The 22,099-nt window shown below is 72.6% G+C and carries 16 protein-coding genes; 9 read left to right on the top strand and 7 right to left on the bottom strand.

The window, feature by feature from the left end:
- The first annotated feature begins 73 nt into the window (after nt 1-73).
- Nucleotides 74-3,466, top strand: coding sequence for a bifunctional lysylphosphatidylglycerol synthetase/lysine--tRNA ligase LysX (gene lysX, locus ABZ956_RS23085; protein ID WP_361896754.1), 3,393 nt, complete (start codon nt 74-76; stop codon nt 3,464-3,466).
- Here lysX and ABZ956_RS23080 read toward each other — a convergent pair.
- From ABZ956_RS23080 to ABZ956_RS23060, 5 genes are all read right to left on the bottom strand, one after another.
- A complete protein-coding gene (locus ABZ956_RS23080) occupies nt 3,411-4,130 on the bottom strand; it encodes an ATP-binding cassette domain-containing protein (protein WP_361896751.1) in 720 nt (239 codons plus the stop codon). The two genes, lysX and ABZ956_RS23080, sit on opposite strands and share 56 nt — an antisense overlap.
- The gene (locus ABZ956_RS23075) at nt 4,123-5,034 is read right to left on the bottom strand and encodes an ABC transporter ATP-binding protein (protein WP_361896787.1); all 912 of its coding nucleotides are present in this window, start codon (nt 5,032-5,034) and stop codon (nt 4,123-4,125) included. The genes ABZ956_RS23080 and ABZ956_RS23075 overlap by 8 nt, the downstream gene beginning before the upstream one ends.
- Nucleotides 5,035-5,168: 134 nt before the next feature.
- Entirely contained in the window at nt 5,169-5,993 is an 825-nt protein-coding gene (locus ABZ956_RS23070; RefSeq protein WP_361896748.1) for an ABC transporter permease, read from the bottom strand.
- On the bottom strand, nt 5,986-6,951 hold the full coding sequence (locus ABZ956_RS23065) for an ABC transporter permease (protein ID WP_361896784.1): 966 nt from the start codon (nt 6,949-6,951) through the stop codon (nt 5,986-5,988). The genes ABZ956_RS23070 and ABZ956_RS23065 overlap by 8 nt, the downstream gene beginning before the upstream one ends.
- Before the next feature lie 32 nt (nt 6,952-6,983).
- On the bottom strand, nt 6,984-8,585 hold the full coding sequence (locus tag ABZ956_RS23060) for an ABC transporter substrate-binding protein (RefSeq protein ID WP_361896745.1): 1,602 nt from the start codon (nt 8,583-8,585) through the stop codon (nt 6,984-6,986).
- A 467-nt stretch (nt 8,586-9,052) separates the two neighbouring features.
- Between ABZ956_RS23060 and ABZ956_RS23055 the strand changes: the two genes are divergently transcribed.
- Nucleotides 9,053-9,583, top strand: a complete 531-nt coding sequence (locus tag ABZ956_RS23055; protein ID WP_361896742.1) for a hypothetical protein — start codon at nt 9,053-9,055, stop codon at nt 9,581-9,583.
- 23 nt (nt 9,584-9,606) lie between these two features.
- On the opposite strand, the gene ABZ956_RS23050 is transcribed toward ABZ956_RS23055, so the two are convergent.
- On the bottom strand, nt 9,607-10,671 hold the full coding sequence (locus ABZ956_RS23050; RefSeq protein ID WP_361896739.1) for a LacI family DNA-binding transcriptional regulator: 1,065 nt from the start codon (nt 10,669-10,671) through the stop codon (nt 9,607-9,609).
- A gap of 160 nt (nt 10,672-10,831) precedes the next feature.
- Between ABZ956_RS23050 and ABZ956_RS23045 the strand changes: the two genes are divergently transcribed.
- The 6 genes from ABZ956_RS23045 (at nt 10,832) to ABZ956_RS23020 (ending at nt 20,366) form a co-directional block, all read left to right on the top strand.
- Entirely contained in the window at nt 10,832-12,154 is a 1,323-nt protein-coding gene (locus ABZ956_RS23045; protein WP_361896736.1) for a sugar ABC transporter substrate-binding protein, read from the top strand.
- Nucleotides 12,155-12,157: 3 nt separating this feature from the next.
- Nucleotides 12,158-13,051, top strand: coding sequence for a sugar ABC transporter permease (locus tag ABZ956_RS23040; protein WP_361896733.1), 894 nt, complete (start codon nt 12,158-12,160; stop codon nt 13,049-13,051).
- Nucleotides 13,051-13,881, top strand: coding sequence for a carbohydrate ABC transporter permease (locus tag ABZ956_RS23035; RefSeq protein WP_361896731.1), 831 nt, complete (start codon nt 13,051-13,053; stop codon nt 13,879-13,881). Before ABZ956_RS23040 ends, ABZ956_RS23035 begins: the two co-directional genes overlap by 1 nt.
- A 34-nt stretch (nt 13,882-13,915) precedes the next feature.
- Entirely contained in the window at nt 13,916-15,172 is a 1,257-nt protein-coding gene (locus ABZ956_RS23030; protein ID WP_361896728.1) for a glycosyl hydrolase, read from the top strand.
- 100 nt (nt 15,173-15,272) lie between these two features.
- Nucleotides 15,273-17,327 carry an endo-beta-N-acetylglucosaminidase gene (locus ABZ956_RS23025; protein WP_361896725.1) on the top strand — a complete coding sequence of 685 codons (2,055 nt, stop codon included), beginning with the start codon at nt 15,273-15,275 and terminating at the stop codon, nt 17,325-17,327.
- A 12-nt stretch (nt 17,328-17,339) separates the two neighbouring features.
- Nucleotides 17,340-20,366 (top strand): glycoside hydrolase family 38 C-terminal domain-containing protein, encoded by a 3,027-nt coding sequence (locus ABZ956_RS23020; protein WP_361896722.1) that lies wholly within the window; start codon nt 17,340-17,342, stop codon nt 20,364-20,366.
- A gap of 2 nt (nt 20,367-20,368) precedes the next feature.
- On the opposite strand, the gene ABZ956_RS23015 is transcribed toward ABZ956_RS23020, so the two are convergent.
- Complete coding sequence (locus tag ABZ956_RS23015; RefSeq protein WP_361896719.1) at nt 20,369-21,487, bottom strand: alpha/beta hydrolase family protein; 1,119 nt, start codon at nt 21,485-21,487, stop codon at nt 20,369-20,371.
- 56 nt (nt 21,488-21,543) lie between these two features.
- Here ABZ956_RS23015 and ABZ956_RS23010 point away from each other — a divergent pair, with 56 nt between their 5' ends.
- Complete coding sequence (locus tag ABZ956_RS23010; protein ID WP_361896716.1) at nt 21,544-22,083, top strand: DUF1697 domain-containing protein; 540 nt, start codon at nt 21,544-21,546, stop codon at nt 22,081-22,083.
- Nucleotides 22,084-22,099: the final 16 nt, after the last annotated feature.

The following is a 22,099-nucleotide window of genomic DNA, read 5'->3' as shown; positions in this document are numbered from 1 at the left end:
GAGCAGGCGCCCGGCCGTCGGGCACGAGGGCGTTCGACGGGCGTACGGCCGGGCCCGTGCCTAGGCTGACGGAATGAGCCGCACAGTCCGGGAGCGCGGTCCCGCCACGGCACAGGAGAGCACGGCACAGGAGACGAGGGCACAGAAGGCCGGCCCGGAGACGGCCGGGCGGGAGAGCGCCTGGCACCGTTTCCTGCACCGTGTTCCCAACGGGTTCGCGCTCTTCTTCGGACTGCTCGGCGTCTTCTGCGCGCTCACCTCGCTCATCCCGCCACTGCGGCGCGCGGCCCGGCCGCTGACCGACGCGCTGGACCTGCTCACGGTCCCCACGGCCCCGAACCTCGCCTACGCCGTCTTCCTGCTGCTGCTCGCCGCCGCGACGGCCGCGCGCAAGCGCGTCACGCTCTGGTTCGTCCTCGGCTATCTCACGCTGCTGCTGTTCACGGACGCGGTGCTGATGGCGGTCGGCTACTGGGACACGATCCCCTCGCTCGTGCTGTGCGTCGCCGCGATGACGCTGCTGATCCTGGCCCGGCGCGAGTTCTACGCCGCCTCCCGGCGCGGCGCCTTCCTGCGCGCCCTGCTCGTCCTGGCGGCCGGTCTGGCCGTCGCCACCCTGCTCGGCTGGGCCCTGGTGTCGTTGTTCCCCGGCACCCTGGAGCGCGGCGGCGGCAACCGGCTGCTGTTCGTCGCCAACAAGGTGTGCGGCGGCCTGGTCAGCAGCCGGCACTTCACCGGTTACCCGCCGCACTGGGTCTACTTCCTCCTCGGCCTCTTCGGCGCCCTGGCCCTGCTCAACGCCGCCATGGCCCTCTTCCGCTCCCAGCGCCTGGAAGCGGCCCTGCACGACGACGAGGAGCCGCGCATCCGCGCCCTCCTCGGCCGCTACGGCGGCCGGGACTCGCTCGGCTACTTCGCCACCCGGCGCGACAAGGCCGTGGTCTTCTCCCCCAGCGGCAAGGCCGCCGTCACCTACCGCGTCGAGGCGGGCGTCTGCCTGGCATCCGGCGATCCCCTGGGCGACCCCGAGGCCTGGACGCCGGCCGTCGACGCCTGGCTGGAGCTCGCCGGCCGCTACGGCTGGCAGCCCGCCGTGATGGGGGCCAGCGAGGAGGGCGCCAAGGCGTATGCCCGCTCGGGGCTGGGCGCGCTGCAGCTCGGTGACGAGGCCATCCTCCAGGTCGCCTCGTTCGACCTGGAGGGCCGGGAGATGCGCGTGACCCGCCAGGCCGTCAACCGGGTCGAGCGGACGGGCGCGACCGTCCGCGTGCGACGCCACGCGTCGCTCTCCGACGAGGAGATGGGCGAGGTCATCCGGCGCGCCGACGCCTGGCGGGACACCGAGACCGAGCGCGGCTTCTCCATGGCCCTGGGCCGACTGGGCGACCCCGCCGACGGCGACTGTCTGCTGGTCGAGGCCTTCGACAAAGACGGCACGATGATCGCGCTGCTGTCGTTCGTGCCGTGGGGCTCCGACGGGGTCTCGCTGGATGTGATGCGGCGTGACCGGGCGGCGCCCAACGGCGTCATGGAGTTCATGGTCACCCAGCTGTGCGCGCAGGCCGGGCGGTTCGGGGTCAAGCACATCTCGCTGAACTTCGCCGTCTTCCGGTCGGCCTTCGAGGAGGGCGCGCGCATCGGCGCGGGGCCGGTGCTGCGGCTGTGGCGCAAGCTGCTGCTGTTCTTCTCCAAGTGGTGGCAGCTGGAGGCCCTCTACCGCTCGAACGTGAAGTACAACCCCGAGTGGCACCCGCGTTTCCTGTGCTACGCCGACGCGGGGGCGCTGGCCCGGATCGGGCTGGCCGCCGGCATCGCGGAGGGCTTCGTCGCCGTACCGAGTCTGGGCAAGCTGTGGAGCCGGGGCCGGGCCAGGGGCGCGGCCCGCCCGGCTTCCACGGCGGGCCTGCCCTCGCTCTCCGAGCTCGGCTTCGCCACCGCGGGCCCCGGGGCCGGCGCCGGTGCGGCGGAATCCGACGAGCTCGCGGGCCTGCCGGAACAGGTGCGGGTGCGGCGGCGGAAGCTGGAGCGGCTGCGTGCCGCGGGCGTCGACCCGTACCCCGTGGACGCCCACCGCACGCATACCCTCGCCGCGGTGCGCGCGGCCGTCGCCGGGCTGCCGCCCTCGTCCCGTACCGGGGAGCGGGTCACCGTGGCCGGGCGGGTCCTGCTCATCCGCAACCACGGCGGGGTGGCCTTCGCCGTGCTGCGCGACTGGTCCGGCGATCTGCAGCTCGCCTTCACGCGCGACGGCTCCGGCGAGGAACTGCTGCGCCGGTTCACCACCCACATCGACCTCGGCGACCACCTCGAGGCCGAGGGCGAGCCGGGCACCACCGACCGCGGCGAGCCGACCGTCTTCGTCACGCGCGCCCGGATGACCGCCAAGTGCCTGCGCCCGCTGCCCGACAAGCGGCGCGGGCTGAGCGATCCGGAGGCCCGGGTCCGTATGCGCTACGTGGACCTGGCGGTCTCCCCGGAGGCCCGGCGGACCGTGCGGGCGCGCAGCGCGGCCGTCCAGGCGCTGCGGCAGGGGCTGCTCGACCGGGGCTTCCTGGAGGTGGAGACCCCGATGCTCCAGCAGATCCACGGCGGCGCCAACGCCCGCCCGTTCACCACCCACATCAACGCCTACGACCTCGATCTGTACCTGCGGATCGCGCCGGAGCTGTATCTGAAGCGGCTGTGCGTCGGCGGCATGGAGAAGGTCTTCGAACTGGGCCGTACGTTCCGCAACGAGGGTGTCTCGTACAAGCACAACCCCGAGTTCACGATGCTGGAGGCGTACCAGGCGTTCGCCGACTACGGGGTGATGCTCGACCTGACCCGTGAGCTGATCCAGCAGGCGGCCGTCGCCGCGCACGGCTCGGCCGTCGCGGTGCGCGTGGACGACGAGGGCAAGCGCGTCGAGCACGACATCTCCGGCCCGTGGCCGGTCAAGACCGTCTACGGCGCCCTCTCCGAGGCGCTGGGGCAGGAGGTCGGCGCGGACACCACCGTCGAGGCGCTGCGCGCGCACTGCGACGCGGCGGGCGTGCCGCACCGGCCGCAGGACGGGCGGGGCGACATCGTGCTGGAGATGTACGAGCGCCTGGTGGAGGAGCGGACGACGCTGCCGGTGTTCTACAAGGACTTCCCCACGGACGTCTCGCCCCTCACCCGCCCGCACCGGGCCGATGCGCGGCTCGCCGAGCGCTGGGACCTCGTGGCGTTCGGTACGGAGCTCGGCACGGCCTACTCCGAGCTGATCGACCCCGTCGAGCAGCGTCGCCGTCTGACGGCCCAGTCGCTGCTGGCGGCCGGGGGTGACCCGGAGGCGATGGAGCTCGACGAGGACTTCCTGCGGGCCCTGGAGTACGCGATGCCGCCGACGGGCGGGCTGGGGATCGGTGTGGACCGGCTGGTGATGTTCCTTACGGGGCTGTCGATCCGGGAGACGCTGCCGTTTCCGCTGGTGCGGCACCGTTAGGGCCGGCCTGAGGGGAGAGGTCCGCCCAGCGCACCGTGCGGTCGCACCAGCGGTCCAGCAGGGCCGCGTCGTGGCCGACGGCGAGGAGGCCCGCGCCGCTTTCGCGCCGGTAGGTCTCCACGGCCGCGACGAGGGCGGCGGTCGTGGACGCGTCGAGCATCGCGGTCATCTCGTCGCAGATCAGCCAGCGCGGTCGCAGGACGAGGGCCCGGGCCAGACAGGCGCGCTGCAGCTGGCCGTCGCTGACCTCGTGCGGGCGTCGTGCCAGCAGTTCCCCGGACAGTCCGACGGTGGCCGCCAGCTCCGCCACCCGTTCGGGGACGTCGGCGCGGCGGCCCACGGCGCGCAGCGGCTCCGCGATCAGGTCGTTCAGCCGCAGCCGGGGGTCGGCGGACTGGCGTGGTTGCTGGAAGACGACGCCGAAGGCGGTGCGCTGTTCGCGGGGCGCGCGGTGCCGCCAGCCCCGGGCGGGCTCGCCGTCGATGACGACGGTGCCGGCCGCCGGCCGGTGCAGGAGGGCGGCGACGCGGGCGAGGGTGGACTTGCCGCAGCCGCTGGGGCCGAGGAGGCCGGTGGCCTCGCCGGGGGCGATGGTGAGGGAGACGTCGCGTACGACGGGGTGGCGCCGGTCGTACCCGGCGGTGATGTGGCGCAGCTCAAGCACGGGGTGACTCCGACTCGTCCCGGTGCGGATGGTGGCAGGCGACACCGTCGGTGACCGCGGGCCGCTGTGCGCACGCGGCCGTCGCCCGCGCGCAGCGGGCGGCGAAGGCGCAGCCCGGCGGCAGGTCGGTGAGCTCGACAGGCATGCCCGGGACGGGGGTGAAGGCGCGCTCGGGCAGGGCGTCGAGCAGGCCGCGGGCGTAGGGGTGACGGGGGCCCGGGGTGCCGAAGAAGCCGGCGGCGTCGACGAGCTCGACGATGCGGCCCGCGTACATCACGGCGACGCGGTCGGCGATGCGTTCGGCGGCCGCGAGGTCGTGGGTGATCATCAGCAGGGCGTGGCCGGCGTCGACGTGCCGGCGCAGCTCGTCGGCCGTGCGGTCGACGAGGTCGCGGTCCAGGCCGGTGGTCGGCTCGTCGGCGAGCAGCAGCGGGGCGTCCCCGACGAGGGCGAGCGCGGTGGTGGCGCGCTGGGCGAGGCCGCCGGAGAGCTGGTGCGGGTAGCGGTCGAGGTGGTCGGCTGGGAACGCCGCCCGCTCCGCGGCGGCCTCGGCGGCGGCGCGCAGACCGCTCCCGCGGACGCCGGTCAGCTCCCGCACGGTCTCCTCCAGCTGCGCACGCACCGTGCGTACGGGCGTGAGGTGCGCGGCGGGGCTCTGCGGTACGAGGCCGATGCGGCGGCCCCGTACGGTGCGGGCGAGCGTGCGCTCGTCGGCGGTGAGCAGGTCCAGGTCCCCGAGCAGCGCCCGCCCCCTCGTTACGGCGTTGCCCGGCAGCAGGCCGAGCAGCGCGGACGCCAGGACGGACTTGCCGCAGCCGCTCTCGCCGACCAGGGCGAGGCACTCTCCCCGGTGGAGGCGGAAGGTCGCGTCGGTGACGGCGGCGACGTCGCGTCCGCCGCGCATGCGGAAGCGGACGGTCAGGCCGTGCACGTCCAGGACCGGTTCGCTGGGCGAGGGGGCCCCGGTCCCGCCCTTTCGCTGTTTGGCGGAACTGTGGTTCTCAAACGCCGGACGGGCTGGTTCCACGTGATGCGCCGTCACAGGGTCAGCTCCGATCGGCGGCGGGGGTTGAGCCGGTCGCGCCACGCCGAGGCCAGGCCCGCCACGGCCAGGGTGGGGACGATGATGAACAGGCCCGGGAAGAGGGTGGGCCACCAGTCGCCGGCGAGGAGGGAGCCGCGTGCGCTCTGGACCATGTTGCCGAGGCTGGCCTGGTGGGTGGGCAGGCCGAGGCCCAGGAAGGACAGCGCGGACTCGTGCCAGATGGCGTGCGGGATCATCAGGACGGCCGCGAGCCCGGCCTGCGGCAGTACGGCCGGGAGCAGATGGCGGACGGTCACCCGCCAGCGCGAGGCGCCGCCGGAGACGGCCGCGTCGATGTAGGGGCGCGAGCGCAGGGACAGCACTTCGGCCCGTACGATCCGTGCCGTCGACAGCCAGTGCGTGACCACGATGGACGCGACCACCGGCCAGACGCCGGGGCGGAACATCGCCACGACGAAGATGCCGAGCAGCAGGTGCGGGACCGAGGAGAAGAGGTCCACGAGGCGCATCAGCACACGGTCCGCCCAGCCGCCCAGGGCGCCCGCGGCCGCGCCGACGGCGGTGCCGATGACGGTCGCGGTGAGGGCGGCGACGACGCCGACGAAGAGCGAGACCCGAAGCCCGTACACGCTGCGCAGCAGCAGGTCGCGGCCCACCTCGTCGGTGCCGAAGGGGTGGGCCCAGGTGGGCGGTCGGAGCTTCGCGGCGAGGTCGACGGCCTGCTCGTCGAGCGGCACCGCCCACGGCACCACGAGGACGGCCAGCACGACGGCCGTCATCAGCGCGGCGGCGATACGGACCCGCAGGGTGTCAGCCATCGAAGCCCACCCTGGGGTCGGCCAGTCCGTACAGCAGGTCGGACAGCAGATTGCCCACGAGCACGGCGGCCGTGGCCAGCACGGTCAGCGCGGCGAGCAGCGGGAAGTCGGCCTTGGTGGCCGCCTCGACGGTCGCGGAGGCGATGCCGGGCCAGCTGAAGACGGTCTCCACGAGCAGCGCTCCGGTGATCAGTTCGGGCACGCGGGAGCCGATGAGGGTGAGGACGGGCAGCAGTCCCGACCGCAGGGCGTGGCCGAGCAGGACCTTGCGCTCGCTCAGCCCGCGGGCGCGGGCGCCGCGTACCGGGTCCTCCGCCAGGGCGTCGCCGACCCCCTGGCGTACGTACAGCACGAACCACGGCAGCTGGGTGGTGGCGAGCACCACGGCGGGCAGCACCAGGTGGGAGGCGACCTGTCCGGCGGTGGCGACGTCGCTGCCGGTGTCGGTGAGGCCGCCGGCCGGAAGGGCACCGAGGCGGATGGCGAAGAACCAGATCGCGAGCAGCCCGAGCCAGAAGGGCGGTGCCGCTTCGAGCGTGTACGACAGCGGGGTGACGATCCGGTCGAGGAGGCCGCCGGGGCGGCGGGCGGCGAGGACGCCGAGCGCGGTGCCCACGGTCACGGCCAGGACGAAGGCGAGGCCGCACAGCAGGACGGACCAGCCGATGCGTTCGCCGATGACCTGGGCGACGGGCTGGCGCAGGGCGGTGGAGTCACCGAGGTCGCCGGTCAGGGCGGCGGTGATCCAGTCCCACCAGCGGGCGACGAAGGGCCGGTCGGCGCCGAGGTTCTCGCGCAGCTGGTCGAGTACGCCCTGGCCGGCGCTGAGCCCGGCGGAACCGGCGTACGCCTTGGCGGGGTCGAACGGCGAGGCGGCGGCGATGGCGAAGACCCCGAAGGTCACGACGGCGAGCAGGGGGACGGCGGCCAGCAGCCGCCGTCCCGCCATGCGGGCCATCGGCCCCCAGGGGATGCCGGGGGACCTGCTCGTCACTTCTTGGGCTGCCAGTCCTCGACGTTCCACCACGGCCCGGCGCCCAGGCCGTGGTCGTGGGGCTCGACCTGGGTGGTGATCTCCTGCCAGGCGTCGTTCATGACGTACAGGTGGTCGACGTGGGTGAGGAAGGTGTAGCCGGGGTTGTCGGCGAGGCCGCGCTGGACGGTGTCGTAGGCGGCCTTGCGGGCGGCCTTGTCGCCGCTGCGCCGGCCCTCTTCCAGGGCCTTGTCGACGTCGGGGTTGGTGTAGGCGGCCATGTTGTTGAAGCCGTCGAGGGCGAGGGAGGAGTGCAGCAGGTTGTAGAGGTCGAAGTCGGGGTCGGCGGGGTTGCCGCCGCCGGCGAGCACCGCGTCGTTCTTCATGCGCGGCTCGATGACCTCCCAGGTGCCGCTCTGCACCTTGACCTCGATGCCGGCCTTCTTGGCGTCGGAGGCGAAGGCGAGGGCGTGCTCCTCGCGCAGCTTGTCGCCCGCGGGGAACCAGAGGGTGAAGGCGGCGCGCTGTCCGTCCTTCTCCCGGATGCCGCCGTCGCCGGGCTTCCAGCCCGCGTCGTCCAGCAGCTTCCTGGCCTTGTCCGGGTCGTGCGGCCGCTCGGTGCCCTTCGCGAACCACTCGCTGTCGGTCGGGACGGGCCCGTGGCCGGCCCGGCCGGCGCCCTCGAGCAGCTTGTCGACCATGGCCTTGCGGTCGACGGCCAGGTCGAGGGCGCGGCGCACGGCGAGGTCGCCGGTGACCTTGTTCGCGGTGGGCAGGGTCACGCCGCGGAAGTCGGTGGTCTTGGCGGTGATGGTGAGCTTGCCCTTGTCGCCCTTGAAGCCCTTGGCGAGGTTGGGCGGCAGGATGGCGCCGTCGAGGTCGCCGGAGCGCAGCCGGGTCGCCCGGACGTCGTCGTCCTTGATGATCGCCATCGTGAGCTTCTTGACCTTGGGCTCGCCGCCCCAGTACCCCGGATTGGCCTTGAAGCTCAGCTTCTCGCCCTTGCTCCACCCGGTGAGCACGTACGGGCCGGTGCCGATGGGCGCGGTGTTGAAGGAGCCGGTGTTGACGTCCTGGCCCTTGGCGGCGTGCTCGGGGGCGATGGGCAGGACGGTGCGCTCGGCGAAGGCCGCGTAGGGGTACTTCAGCGCGAAGACGACGGTGTCGTCGCCCTCGGCGGTCACCTTGTCGATGGCGTCGAGCTCGCCCTTGGCGGCGTTGTTGGTCTTCTCGTCGAGGATGGTCCGGTAGGTGAAGACCACGTCCTTGGCGGAGAAGGGCTTGCCGTCGCTGAACGTCACGCCCTGGCGGAGCTTGTAGGTGTACGTGCGCCCGTCGTCGGTGATCTTCGGCAGCTCGGCCGCGAGGGCGGGCTGGAGCTTCATCGCGGCGTCGCGCCGGAGCAGCCCGTCGAAGATCTTGGAGTTCCCGTCCTTGCCGTAGCCGAGGAGCGGGCTGAGCGTCTCGGGCTCGTTGGCGAGCCCGACGACGAGCGAGTCCTTGCCTCCACCTGCCGCCCCACCGCTCCCGCCGCCGGGCGTCGAACAGGCCGCCGCACCGGCCGCGAGAACCCCTGCCATGGCCGTGGCGGCCACTCCCCGTATGGACCGGGCCGTCATGCCCACACCTCTACTCATGTACTGCTGCTCAGGTATTTCACGATCAACTGCAATTGCGAACTTCTCGCAATTAAACAGCACGTAAACCAGGCATCCCCCGTCGGGCCACACACCCGGTTACGGCCCTTCCCCCTGACGGAAACGGGAACTTCCTCTTCCAAAAGGGGAGTTGACGCACTCCGCGGCCAGTTCGTGACCAACGCCACACGTGACCCCTCGTGACCACAGAAAGGGTATATGCCGCCGATACATCAGGACATACCGCCCCATGAGTTCCACCCCCATGACAGCCCGTCACCGACACCCACGGCGGCCCGCGCGGAGCCGATGCCGGCGCCGTGCGGGCACGGCCCCCCGGGCATACATTCCTGCTTGATCGCGAGGACGGTCCGGCTCCATGGCCCCGGAGGCCGGAGAACGGCTTCCGCGATCCAGTCACTTTGGCATTTATGGGGGAAGGCACACTTATGTCCGTAAACGTTCGTTCCGTTCTGCGTCTCGCGCCCGCCGTCGCCGTGATCGCCGCGTGCGGCATCGTCGCCCCGCAGGCGTCCGCCACCGAGCAGCCCGTGCCCGGCGTGAAGGTCTCCGCCACGGCGTCGAAGGAGACCGTCGAGTTCGCCAAGGCCAGCCCGAAGGTGGCGGCGGCCGCAGCGAACGCCTGCGGGGCGGGTTACGTGCTGAACAGCGCCGTGCCGCTGCCGAAGGGCACCGACCCGAAGATGCGCCTGGCCACGCTCTTCAACTACACCAAGGGCGGCAACGACAGCGGCTGCTCGATCTACGACAACAACACCGGCAAGGCACAGAACATGTTCCTCAAGGTGTGCTCGTGGAAGGGCGACGCCTGCCAGGAGGACAAGGGCAAGTTCAGCGAGTACGCCGGGCCCGTGCGCACCAGCGAGCCCGTGTGCGCCACCGTCACCGCGTACATCACGACCTCCAGCGGCGTCCGCATCGCGGACTACAAGTCCGAGTACGCCTACCTCTGCAACTGACGCACTCGGCACGCGACGAGCCTTCACTCCACAGGCCCGGCCCCCTCGGGGGCCGGGCCTGTGGTGCCTCGGGGGGAGAGGTGCGGGAGGGTGTCCTGGGTGCTCTGGGCGGGGGCGCCGTCCAGGAGGGCCATGAGGTGTTCTGCCGCGTGGCGGCCGAAGGCGGCGGTGTCGCGGGCCAGGGCGGTGAGGGCGGGGTGGGTGTTGCGGCAGAGGACGGAGTCGTCCCAGGCGACGATGGAGAGCTCGCCGGGCACCGACAGCCCGGCCTCCGCGGCCACGGCGAGGCCGGCCACCGCCATGACGTCGTTGTCGTAGACGAGGGCGGTGGGCGGGCGGGTGGCGGCCAGGACGTGCCGGGTGGCCTCGGCCCCCTGGGCGTCGGAGTAGTCGGTGGTCACGGAGGTGATGTCCGTCAGGCCGCGGCGGGCCGCCTCGGCGCGCAGGGAGGCGATGCGGCGCCTGGTGTGGGCGAGGCCGGGCAGGCCGGCGATGTGCGTGATGCGGCGGTGCCCGAGGCCGTGCAGGTGATCGACGACCGCAGCCATCGCGGCGGTGTCGTCGGCCCAGAGGGTGGAGATCGCGGCCCCTGGCGGGACGGTGCCGGCGCCCGGGGCACCGATGATCACGGCGGGCAGGCCCAGCTCCGCCAGGAGCGCCGGGCGCGGGTCGCCGTCGCGGGGGTCGACGACGAGGAGGCCGTCCACGCGGTGCTCGGCCCACCAGCGGCGGTGGACGGCGCATTCGGCGTCCACGTCCTCCACGACCTGGAACAACAGGCCCAGCCGGCGGCCGGCGAGCGCCTCCTGCACGCCTGAGACGAGTTGGAGGAAGAAGGACTCGACGCCCAGGGTGCGCGCCGGGCGGGCCAGGACCAGACCGACGGTGGCCGCGCCCTCCCCGGACAGGGCGCGGGCGGCGGCACTGGGCTGCCAGCCCAGCTGCTCGGCGACGCGGCGCACCCGGGCACGGGTCGCGGCGGAGACGCCGGGGCGGTCGTTGAGGGCGAAGGAGACCGCGCTCTCGGAGACGCCCGCGCGGCGCGCGACGTCCTTCATCGTCGGGCGTCGGGCCGGCGTGCGGCGCATGGCCGTCTCCCCTCTCGGGCACACAAGTGGCCCCACACTAAAGCGCATTAGTTCCTGGCGGCAGTGTTGACGCGACTCCCGTCCCGGGTGCAGGTTTTGAGCTGCCTCCTCCCGGCCCCCCGGCCCTCGCACCCGGCCCGATCGAAGGAGCTCGTCGACCATGCCCATATCACGGCCCCGGTCACGATCCCGGTCCCGCAGAGCCGCCGTCGCCACCGTGCCCTTCCTCGCCGCGGTCCTGGCGCTCGGCGGATGCGGATCGGGTGGGGACGGCGACCGGCCGGCGGGCGCCGACGGGAAGCCGGAGGGCGGCATCACCTTCCAGACCTGGAATCTGCGCGCCAACTTCAAGGACTATTTCGAGGGCCTGGTGCGGGATTTCGAAGAGCAGCACCCCGGCGTCAAGGTGAAATGGCTGGACCAGCCTGCGGAGCACTACGCCGAGAAACTCAGCGCCGACGCCGCGGGCGGCACCCTCCCGGACGTCGTCAACGTCTCCCCCGACCTGTCCTATCCGCTGGCCAAGGCGGGGGTCCTGATGAACCTGGACAAGGAGAAGGCCGCGGCCCGGTTCAAGGACACGTACACGCGGGAGGCCTGGCAGGGCAATGTGCTGCCGGGACTCGGGGGTTCGTACGCCTTCCCGTGGTATCTCAACACCGGACCGCTGTTCTACAACAAGGCCCTGTTCCGGGATTCCGGCCTCGACCCGGAGAAGCCGCCGAAGAGTTACGACGAGCTGTTCGCCGTCGCCAACCGGATGGCACAGCGGTCCGGTGGAAAGGCCGCCACGCTCGCGGGCACCCCGTCCATCGAGGACTTCGGCCGCTACGGGGTCCGGCTCATGAACGACGACGCCACGGAGTTCACGTACAACGAGCCGAAGGGCGTCGAACTGCTCGGGAAGTACAAGGAGCTCTACGACCGGGGCGGGCTCGACCCGCAGGCGCTCACCAACACCCCCGAGAAGGCGGGGCAGAAGTTCCTGGAGCAGAAAGTCGCCATGAATCCGGGTGGCGCCCACGACATGGAGAAGTTCAAGAAGGACGCACCCTCGCTCTATCGCAATCTGGGAATCACCGACGCGCCGAACAACACCGGCAAGCCCAACATGTATGTGATGGGCCTGGCCGTCAACGAGCGCAGCAAGCACAAGGCGGCGGCCATCGCCTTCGCCCACTTCGTCACAAACAAGCGGAACCAGGAGGCCTTCGCGCACAAGGTCGCCGTCTTCCCCAGCACCAAGGGCTCCCTGGACGAGCCGTACTGGACGAAGGACGACGGCACCGACGAGGGACGGGTCCGGGTGGCCTCGGCGAGGATGCTCAAGGGCGCGGTCAATTACACGCCCGTCGTGATGAGCGACGAGATGAAGACCGTCCTGCGCAATGAGGTCGCCAAGGCGCTGCAGGGCAAGAAGTCGCCCCGGCAGGCGCTCGACGACGCGGCCGCCCGGAGCAACAAGCTGCTCCGGCAGAGCTGACCCGTGCGCCGCGGCCCCGCCTCCCGCGTGCGTACGCACCGCGCCGCCAGCCCCTGGCTCTTCCTCCTGCCCGGCCTCGCCGTCATCTCCGCCTTCAGCCTCTATCCCTTCCTCACCACCGTCCACAAGGCGTTCACCGACGCCCGCACCCTCACCCCCGGCGAGTGGGTCGGGCTCGAGAACTTCCGCGCCATGCTGGAGGACGAACAGTTCTGGGTGGCCCTGCGCAACAGCGGCCTGTACGTGCTGCTGGTCGTGCCGTTCACCGTGCTGTTGCCGCTGCTGCTGGCGCTGCTGGTGCAGAAGCAGCTGCCCGGTGTCACCTTCTTCCGCTCCGCCTTCTACACCCCCGTCGTGGCGTCCGTGGTCGTGGTCGCCCTGATCTGGGCGTGGATGCTGGACGACCGCGGCCTGGTCAACGGCATCCTGCACGCTCTCGGGGCCGGGCCCGTCGGCTTCCTCGGCGACGAGTGGCTGCTGCTGTTCAGCGCCATGGCGCTGACCGTGTGGAAGGGCCTCGGCTACTACATGGTCATCTACCTGGCGGCGCTCGGGAACGTGCCCCGCGAGCTGCACGAGGCGGCCGCCGTCGACGGGGCCGGGGCCCTGCGCCGCTTCACCAGCGTCACCGTCCCTGCCGTGCGCTCGACGATGGTGCTGGTCGGCGCGCTGTCGTCCGTGGCGGCGTTCAAGGTCTTCTCCGAGGTGTATCTCCTGGCCGGGCCCACCGGCGGCCCCGCCGGCCAGGACACCACCCTCGTCATGCTCGTCCAGCGCACCGGTACGGGCCTGAGCGGCCGTGTCGGCTACGCCTCCGCCATCTCCCTGGTCGTCTTCGTCATCGCCCTGTTGCTGATGCTGCTCGTGCTGCGCGCCGACCGGAAGGAGGACGCCTGATGTCGCGGACGCCGGGCTGGGAGAAGGCGCTGCGCTACATCCTGATGCTGCTCGTCCTGGCCGTCGCCGTCGGCCCGTTCCTGTGGCAGCTGTCCACCTCGCTCAAGGGCACGACCGAGGACATCTACACCTCTCCCCCGCGCTTCCTGCCCGCGCACCCGACCCTGCGCAACTACGCCGAGGTCGCCGAGATCATCCCCGTGTGGGACTACGCCCTGAACTCGCTCAAGGTCGCCCTCGCCAGCGTGCTCACCAACCTCGCCGGGGCCTCCATGGCCGGCTACGCCCTGGCCCGGCTGCGCTTCCGCGGCCGTAAGGCGGCGGGGATCGCCTTCGTGGCGGCGCTGCTGGTGCCGTTGGAGTCCATCGTCATCGCGCAGTTCACCATGGTGCGCGATCTTCACCTCAACAACACCCTCACCGCCGTCGTCCTGCCCGGTGCCGTCGGCGCCCTGAACGTGCTCCTCATGCGGAACGCCTTCGCCGCCGTGCCGTACGAGATCGAGGAGGCGGCCGTGATCGACGGGGCGAACGCATGGCAGCGGTTCACCCGGATCGCGCTGCCGTCGGTGCGGGGCACGCTCGCCGTCGTCGCGATCTTCGCCTTCATGGGGGCGTGGGACGACTTCCTGTGGCCGCTGATCGTCCTCTCCGACTCGGACAAGTTCACGCTGACCGTCGGACTGAACTTCCTGCACGGCACCTTCGCGCAGAACCCCCGGCTGGTCGCCGCCGGAACCGTCATCGCGGTCGCCCCGCTCGTCGTGATGTTCGCCTGCCTCCAGCGGTACTTCTTCCGCGGAGCCGGCGAGGGCGCCGTCAAGGGCTGACCCCCGCTTCCCCGCCACCCGAGGAGGACCCACCATGGCCGTCGCCCCCCGCTTCGGCGTCAACTACACCCCCACGCACGGCTGGTTCCACCACTGGCTGGACTTCGACCTCGACGAGATCCGCGCCGATCTCGACTCCATCGCCGTCCTCGGCCTGGACCACATCCGCGTCTTCCCGATCTGGCCCGTCTTCCAGCCGAACCGCTCCCTGATCCGGCCGCGTGCCGTCGAACAGCTCCTGCAGATGGTGGACGCGGCCGGCGAGCGGGGCCTCGACGTCAACGTCGACGGCCTCCAGGGTCATCTGTCCAGCTTCGACTTCCTTCCGTCCTGGACCACCACCTGGCACCGGAGGAACATCTTCACCGACCCCGGCGTCGTCGAGGCGCAGGCCGAGTACCTCCGCGTACTCGCCGGCGCCCTGGCCGACCGGCCCAACTTCCTCGGCATGACCGTCGGCAACGAGGTCGACCAGTTCTCCGGCCGTCCGCACCCCGACCCCGACCGCGTCGACACGGACCAGGCCGGCCGGTGGCTGGCACGGATGCTCGACGCCTGCGAGAAGGGCGCACCGGGCCGCACGCACCTGCACGCCTCGTACGACCCCGCCTGGTACGACGGCACGCATCCCTTCACCCCCGCCCACTCGGCCCGGCTCGGCGCCGTGACCGCCGTGCACTCGTGGGTCTTCAACGGCACCGCGCAGCGGCACGGCCACGACGGGCGCGCCACGCAACTGCACGCCGCGTATCTCGTCGAGCTGTCCAAGGCGTGGGCCGAGGACCCGGCCCGGCCGGTCTGGCTCCAGGAGGTCGGCGCGCCCGCCCCGCACATTCCGCCCGAGCACGCCGCCGCGTTCACCGAGGCGACGGTGGCGGGCGCGCTGGACTGCCCGGGCGTGTGGGGCGTCACCTGGTGGTGCTCCCATGACGTCGACCGTGCGCTCGCCGACTTTCCGGAGGTGGAGTACGGGCTCGGGCTGTTCACCAACGACCGGCGGATCAAACCTGCCGGGGAGGTGATGTCCCGGATCGTCCGGGAGTGGCGGGAAGAGGGGGCGCACCAGGCGCCCGCGGCGCGCGCGGTCGGGCTGGTGCTGGACGTGGGCGATCCGGAGCGGGCGCCTGGGCGTGCGGTGTGTGCGCCGGGTGGGGAGTTCTTCGAGGCGTGGATGCGGGTCGCTTCGCGTGGGGGGCGGCCGGCGGTGGTGCTGGAGCAGTGGGCGGGGGATGCCGCGTATTTGGCGGCGCGGGGCATCGGGGAGGTCCTCGCGGTGGATCAAGTGCGGTAGCCGGTGTGTTCCCCCGCCCCGCCCCTTCCCGCAACCGGGGCTCCGCCCCCGGGCCCCCGGTCCTCAAGCGCCGGACGGGCTGAATCGACAAGGAGTCTCCATGCGTGTGACACGCCGCGCCCTCCTCCTCGCCGGTGGTGCCGGTGCCGTGGCGGCCGCCCTGCCCGCCGCCGCCGGGCGGGCCGCCGCCGGAACCGAGCTGCAGCCGTACGCCTCCTACTGGTACCCCGACAGCCTGCCCGCCGGCTCCCCCGCCCCGGGCGTCCGGTGGCGGAGTCTGCGCGCGTGGCGGGCGCGGGACGATGCCGATCTGGCGTTCAACAGGGCGAGTGTGCCCCTCGCGCCGCGGTTCACTCCGCCGCCGGCCAACGGCTCCGCGCGCGCCGGCCAGGCCCGCGTCTGCGCCCTCGCCGCCTTCGCCACCACGTCCGCGAACCCCTCGCAGGGGTCCGCCACCGCCGACTACTACGCGCTCACACACTGGGCCTACCTCGACGAACTGGTCTTCTGGGGCGGCTCCTCGGACGAGGGCCTGATCCTCGCGCCCAACGCCCCGGTCGTGGACGCCGCGCACCGCAACGGCGTGCCCGTGCTGGGCACGGTCTTCCTCCCGCCCGCCGCCTACGGCGGGCAGCTGCGCTGGACGCGGGAGCTGGTGGCGCGAGAGGCGGGCGGGGGCTTTCCGCTCGCCGATCAGCTGATCCGGGTGGCCCGTGCGTACGGGTTCGACGGCTGGTTCCTCAACGCCGAGACCGGCGGCGGGGACGCCCGGCTCGGCGCGGACATGCGGGACTTCGTCGCCTATCTGCGGGCCCGCGGCGCGGGGCTGCGCGTGAACTGGTACGACGCGATGGCGATCTCCGGCGACGTCTCCTGGCAGAACGAGCTCAACGAACGCAACGCGCCGTTCTTCCGCTCGGCCGACACCATGTTCCTGAACTTCAACTGGAGCCGTTCGGGCCTGGTCTCCTCCGGCGAGCTCGCCAGGGGCCTGGGGCGCGGCCCGTACGAGCTGTGGGCCGGGATCGACGTCGAGGCGAACGGCTGGGACACCCGCGTCGACTGGGACGCGGTCGTACCGGCCGACCGCCCGCACCTGGCCTCGTTCGGCTTCTACCGGCCCGAGTGGACGTGGAAGAGCCTCCCGGCGGGCGCGCGTACGCCCGCCGCCTTCCACGCCCGGGACGACCGCTTCTGGTCCGGGCCGTCCCTGGACCCGGCCCGCCCGGACGCCGGAGCGTGGCGCGCTCCCGCCGCGTCCGTCGCGGACCGCTCCACGCTGACCTCGCTGCCGTTTGCCACCACCTTCAACACCGGCCACGGTCTGGGCTGGTATGAGCGGGGCCGGCGGACCTCCGACGCCGCCTGGAACCATCTGGGCCTGCAGGACCGGCTGCCCGGCCGCCGCTGGGTGATCCACACGGCGGGCGAGCGGCCGGCCGTCGGCTTCGACTTCGCCGACGCCTGGCACGGCGGCGGCAGTCTTCTGGTGGAGGGCCGGCCGGCCGGTCCCACGACGGTCGAGCTGTACGCGGCGCGCCTGCCGCTGTCGCAGGCGACGGTGGTGGAGCTGGCCCATCGCTGCGACCCGGGTTCGGCGGGCGTCCGCGTGGAGCTGGCGGTCGCCCTTCAGGAACGGCCGTACCGCTTCTCGTACCTGCCGGCGGGCACCCTGCGTGCCGGGGGGAGCGGCTGGACCACCGTCGCGCTGCGCGTCGGCGCGCTGCTGCGCGGCCGGGGCGGGCGCACGGTCCACGCCCTCGGCGTCCGGCTGACCGCGCGGGACGGCGCTCCGCTGCGCTGGCGGCTGGGCCGGCTCGCGGTGCGCGACGCCGTTCCCAAGGCGCCCGGCCGGCCGGGGGCCGTGACCGTCACCGCCGCGCGGCCGGGCCCCGGCGGCACGGTGGCGCTGCGGCTGGCGTGGGGCGCGTCCCCGGGGCCCGTACGCCACTACGAGCTGCGGCAGGCGCTGCCCGGGGGCGGATTCCGCTTCCTGGGCGGCACGTGCGGGCATGCCTACTACGTCCCGGCGCTGCGCCGTACGGCCGAGGAGGCGGCCACGCGCATCGACGTGCGCGCCGTGGACGAGCTGTACGCCGCCTCGGTGCCCGCTTCCGTCACGTACCGCTGGTCCGCCACCAGGCCCTCTGCGTAAGGAACCCGACGTATGCACAACGACAGCCTGATCACCGAAGCCCGTCTCAAGCGGGTGCTGGACGAGCGCATCCGCCCGGCCGTGTACCCGGAGTCGGTGCCGCTGGACGTCGGCGTGTGGCACGCCCCGGGCGAGCCCGTGCCGGTGGCGGAAGGGATCGCCGCGGAGCGCATGCCCATCGCGGTGGGCTCGCCGTGGGGGCCGGCCTGGGGCACCAGCTGGTTCACCGTGTCCGGGACGGTGCCCGCGGCGTGGGCCGGGCGTACGGTCGAGGCGGTGCTGGACCTGGGCTTCGACGAGAACATGCCGGGATTCCAGTGCGAGGGCCTCGTCTACCGCCCGGACGGCTCCCCGGTGAAGGGGCTCAGCCCGCGCAACCAGTGGGTGCGCGTCGGCGAGAGGGTGCGGGGCGGCGAACAGGTGTCGCTGCACATCGAGGCCTCCGCCAACCCGGTGATCATGGACTACCGGCCCTTCGTGCCGACCGAGCTCGGCGACCGGGAAACGGCGGACGACGTTCCGCGCTACCGGCTGGCGCGGATGGACCTGGCCGTCTTCGACCGGACGGTGTGGGAGCTGGTGCAGGACCTGGAGGTGCTGGGCCAGCTGGTGGCCGAGCTGTCGGCCGACTCGCCGCGCCGCTGGGAGATCCTGCGGGCCGTGGGGCGGGCGCTGGACGCGGTGGACCTGCGGGACGTCGGCGGCACGGCGGAGCGGGCGCGCGGGGAGCTCGCGGGGGTGCTGGCCGCGCCCGCGCACGCCTCGGCACACCGGATCAGCGCGGTCGGGCACGCGCACATCGATTCGGCGTGGCTGTGGCCCCTGCGCGAGACGGTTCGCAAGGTGGCGCGTACGACGTCGAACATGACGGCCCTGCTGGAGGACGAGCCGGACTTCGTCTACGCCATGTCGCAGGCGCAGCAGTTCGCGTGGCTCAAGGAGCACCGGCCGGAGGTGTACGCGCGGGTGAAGAAGGCGGTCGCCGACGGCCGTTTCGTGCCCGTGGGCGGCATGTGGGTGGAGTCCGACACGAACATGCCCGGTTCGGAGGCGCTGGCGCGGCAGTTCGTGCACGGGAAGAGGTTCTTCCTGGAGGAGTTCGGCATCGAGACGGAGGAGGTGTGGCTGCCGGACTCGTTCGGCTACTCCGCCGCGCTGCCACAGCTGGTGAAGCTGGCCGGGGCGAAGTGGTTCCTGACCCAGAAGATCTCCTGGAGTCAGACGAACAAGTTTCCGCACCACACCTTCTGGTGGGAGGGCCTGGACGGGACCCGGGTCTTCACGCACTTCCCGCCGATCGACACCTACAACTCCCAGCTGTCGGGCGAGGAGGTCGCGCACGCGGTCCGCAACTTCCAGGAGAAGGGCGGCGCCACGTGCTCGCTCGCGCCGACCGGCTGGGGCGACGGCGGCGGGGGCACGACGCGCGAGATGCTGGCGCGGGCGAAGCGGCTGGCGGATCTGGAGGGGTCGGCGAAGGTCGTCTTCGAAAAGCCGTCGGCGTTCTTCGAGAAGGCGCACGCGGAGTACCCCCACGCCCCGGTGTGGGCGGGCGAGCTGTACCTGGAGCTGCACCGGGCGACGCTGACCAGCCAGGCTCGGACCAAGCAGGGCAACCGGCGCTCGGAGCACCTGCTGCGCGAGGCGGAGCTGTGGGCGGCGACGGCGGCGGTACGCACCGGATTCCCGTATCCGTACGAGGCGCTGGACCGGCTGTGGAAGACGGTGCTGTTGCACCAGTTCCACGACATCCTGCCCGGCACGTCGATCGCGTGGGTGCACCGGGAGGCGGCGCGGACGTACACGGAGGTGACCGCGGAGCTGGAGTCGCTCGTCGGCCGGGCGCTGGCGGTGCTGGCCGGTGACGACCCGTCCGCGGGCACGCTCGCGTTCAACGCGGCGCCGCACGGGCGCGGCGGCGTGCCGGCGCACGGCGCGGTGCCGGTCCGGCCGCAGGAGGGCGAACCGGTGGCGGTGACCGGGCGGGAGGGCGGCGGCTACGTCCTCGACAACGGTCTGCTGCGGGTCGTGATCGACGGCCGGGGGCTCGTGGTGTCGGTGTACGACCTGGAGAGCGGGCGGGAGGCCGTCGCGCCGGGCGGGGCGGCCAACCTGCTGCAGCTGCACCAGGACTTCCCGAACATGTGGGACGCCTGGGATGTGGACCACTTCTACCGCAACACCGTCACCGACCTGACGGACGTCGACGTGCTGGAACGGGCGGACGACGGCTCGGTGCGGGTGGTGCGGCGCTTCGGGGCCTCGCGCGTCGAGCAGCGCATCGGGCTGCCGGCGGGTGTGCGGCGGCTGGACATCGCGACGGAGGTGGACTGGCGCGAGACGGAGAAGTTCCTCAAGGCCGCCTTCCCCCTGGACGTCCATACGGACCGGGTGGCGGCGGAGACCCAGTTCGGTCACCTCTACCGCCCCACGCACACCAACACCAGCTGGGACGCCGCCAAGTTCGAGGCCTGCGCGCACCGGTTCGTGCACGTGGGGGAACCGGGCTGGGGAGTGGCGCTGGTCAACGACTCGACGTACGGGTACGACGTGACGCGTGCGGCGCGGGAGGGCGGCGCGGGCACCACGACGACCGTGCGGCTCTCCCTGCTGAGGGCCCCGCGCTTCCCCGACCCCCGTACCGACCAGGGCGTGCACCGCTTCCGGTACGCGCTGGTGCCGGGCGCGTGTGTGGGGGACGCGGTGCGCGAGGGCTACCGGATCAACCTGCCGGAGCGGCGCGTGCCGGGCTCGGCGGGGGTGGAGCCGCTGGTGTCGCCGGCCGGAGACGACGCCGCCGCGGTGGTCGTCTCGGCGGTGAAGCTGGCGGACGACCGGAGCGGGGACGTCGTGGTCCGGCTGTACGAGTCGCTGGGCGGGCGGGCGCGGGTCCGTCTCGTGGCGGGGTTCGACGTGGGGGCGGTGGGTGTGTGCGATTTGCTGGAGCGGGTCGTGGGGGCGGTGGACGTCGAGGACGGCAGCGTCCCGCTGGCGTTGCGGCCGTTCGAGATCGTCACGCTGCGGCTGACCCGCGCCTGAGGTCAGCCGCCGGACGGGCCGGGAATCCCCAGTGACCTCATCAGCATCGGGAAGGAGGCCACCAGCTCGCGTTCCCAGTACGGCCAGGTGTGCACGCCCTTGTGGGCGCAGACCATGGCCGGGATGCGGAGCTCGGCGAGCCGGGCGCGCAGTTGCTGGTTCATGCCGTGGATGACGCGCTCGATCGCTTCCGTGCCGTGCTTGGGCGGATCGACGCAGCGGGCGGCGGAGGGCGGCGGGTCGCCCCACTTCCAGCCCGTGCCGCTGTGGGTGCCGTCGCCGTAGGAGAGGTAGAGGGGGGTGCCGGCGAGCGCCGAGGCCCGGTGCAGGGGGCTGTTGCGCTGCCACAGCCGCTGCTGGCGCAGGTCGGCCGGGTCGTCGGTGTCGAAGGGGTAGCCGGGCTCGCCCCACAGCCGCTTCCAGTCCGTCAGGCAGACGATGCCGCCGGCCTTGACCGCGTCGGGGCCGTCGAATCCGCCGTCCGGCGACTTGAAGAGGGGGTTGACGGCACCACTGTAGGAGGCGGCGGCGCGGAACATGCCCGGGCGGGTGGCGGTGAGCTTCAGGGCGCCCTGGCCGCCCATGGACAGCCCGGCGATCGCGCGGGCCGTGCCGGCCCGGTAGCCGTTCTCCAGCAGCGGGCGCACCTCGTCGAGCAGGTAGGTCTCCCAGGCGGGGGCGCCGCCCTTGCCGTAGTTCCACCAGTCGCTGTAGCCGCTGCAGGCGCTGGTCTCCGGCATGACGACGATGACGTCCCGGCCGGCGGTGAGCTCCTCGATGTGGGTGTTGTCGGTCCAGTCCTTGTGGTTACCGCCACCGCCGTGCAGCAGCCACAGCACCGGCCAGGTGCGGTCGGCGCGCTTGGACCAGTGCCTGGGCAGCAGGAGCCGCACCCACTTGACGGGGGCGCCCGTGCTGGGCGAGGAGACGGCGAGGTCGAGCATGCGGTCGCCGACCCGGACCTCCTTGACCACGCGGGCGGGGCCGGCGGCCGCCCGGGCCGGGGCCGCGCCCGCTGTCGGCGGCGCGGCCAGCAGCGGCAGCAGGAGGGCGAGCACGAGCAGGGCCCATCTCGGCCTCACCCACGCCTCGCCTCTGCGTCGTACCTGTCGGTCAGCCATGTGCGTCATCTGACTCTCCATCAAGGTGGTGACGCACGTCATATTAGGGTGACGGTGTGACAACGTATGTGACGCTGCTGCGCGGCATCAACGTGGGTGGCAAGAAGCGGGTTCCCATGCAGACCCTCCGGGAGCTCCTGGCCGGCATGGGCTGCGAGGCGGTCCGTACGCATCTCAACAGCGGCAACGCGGTGTTCACGCATCCGCGAGCCGACGCCGCGTCGCTGGCCGCCGGGCTGGAGCGGGCCGTCGAGGAGACGCTCGGGCTGTCGGTGACGTGTCTCGTCCGCGAATCGAGTGACATCCGACGTGTCGTTGACGCCAACCCGTTCGCCGGACAGCAGGTCGATCCCGCGCGGTTCCTGGTCATCTTCCTCGCGGATCCCCCCGACCCGGCCGCCGTCGCGGACCTCGACCCGGCGGCGTACGCACCGGAGGAGTTCGCCCTGGGCGAGCGCGAGGTGTACCTGCACTGTGCGGCAGGCATCCGGGATTCGAAGCTGGCGAAGGTGCTCACCGAACGGCGCCTGGGGTCGGCGGGCACCGCGCGCAACTGGAACACCGTCACCAAGCTCGCCGGCATGGCGGACGGCTGAGCGGAGGCCGGCGAGC

The organism is Streptomyces sp. NPDC046261 (assembly GCF_040646235.1).
Classification (GTDB): domain Bacteria; phylum Actinomycetota; class Actinomycetes; order Streptomycetales; family Streptomycetaceae; genus Streptomyces.
Note: the sequence above shows the minus strand (reverse complement) of the source record. Positions and strands in the feature narration are given on the sequence as shown.

Bases quoted from the DNA above. Each gene is read 5' to 3' on its own strand.
- ABZ956_RS23055 (WP_361896742.1), top strand. From the start codon at position 9,053: ATGTCCGTAAACGTTCGTTCCGTTCTGCGTCTCGCGCCCGCCGTCGCC.
- ABZ956_RS23060 (WP_361896745.1), bottom strand. From the start codon at position 8,585: ATGACGGCCCGGTCCATACGGGGAGTGGCCGCCACGGCCATGGCAGGG.
- ABZ956_RS23015 (WP_361896719.1), bottom strand. From the start codon at position 21,487: ATGGCTGACCGACAGGTACGACGCAGAGGCGAGGCGTGGGTGAGGCCG.
- ABZ956_RS23045 (WP_361896736.1), top strand. From the start codon at position 10,832: ATGCCCATATCACGGCCCCGGTCACGATCCCGGTCCCGCAGAGCCGCC.
- ABZ956_RS23025 (WP_361896725.1), top strand. From the start codon at position 15,273: ATGCGTGTGACACGCCGCGCCCTCCTCCTCGCCGGTGGTGCCGGTGCC.
- ABZ956_RS23030 (WP_361896728.1), top strand. From the start codon at position 13,916: ATGGCCGTCGCCCCCCGCTTCGGCGTCAACTACACCCCCACGCACGGC.
- ABZ956_RS23075 (WP_361896787.1), bottom strand. From the start codon at position 5,034: ATGCGCGGCGGACGCGACGTCGCCGCCGTCACCGACGCGACCTTCCGC.
- ABZ956_RS23070 (WP_361896748.1), bottom strand. From the start codon at position 5,993: ATGGCTGACACCCTGCGGGTCCGTATCGCCGCCGCGCTGATGACGGCC.
- ABZ956_RS23050 (WP_361896739.1), bottom strand. From the start codon at position 10,671: ATGCGCCGCACGCCGGCCCGACGCCCGACGATGAAGGACGTCGCGCGC.
- lysX (WP_361896754.1), top strand. From the start codon at position 74: ATGAGCCGCACAGTCCGGGAGCGCGGTCCCGCCACGGCACAGGAGAGC.
- ABZ956_RS23065 (WP_361896784.1), bottom strand. From the start codon at position 6,951: ATGGCCCGCATGGCGGGACGGCGGCTGCTGGCCGCCGTCCCCCTGCTC.
- ABZ956_RS23035 (WP_361896731.1), top strand. From the start codon at position 13,051: ATGTCGCGGACGCCGGGCTGGGAGAAGGCGCTGCGCTACATCCTGATG.
- ABZ956_RS23020 (WP_361896722.1), top strand. From the start codon at position 17,340: ATGCACAACGACAGCCTGATCACCGAAGCCCGTCTCAAGCGGGTGCTG.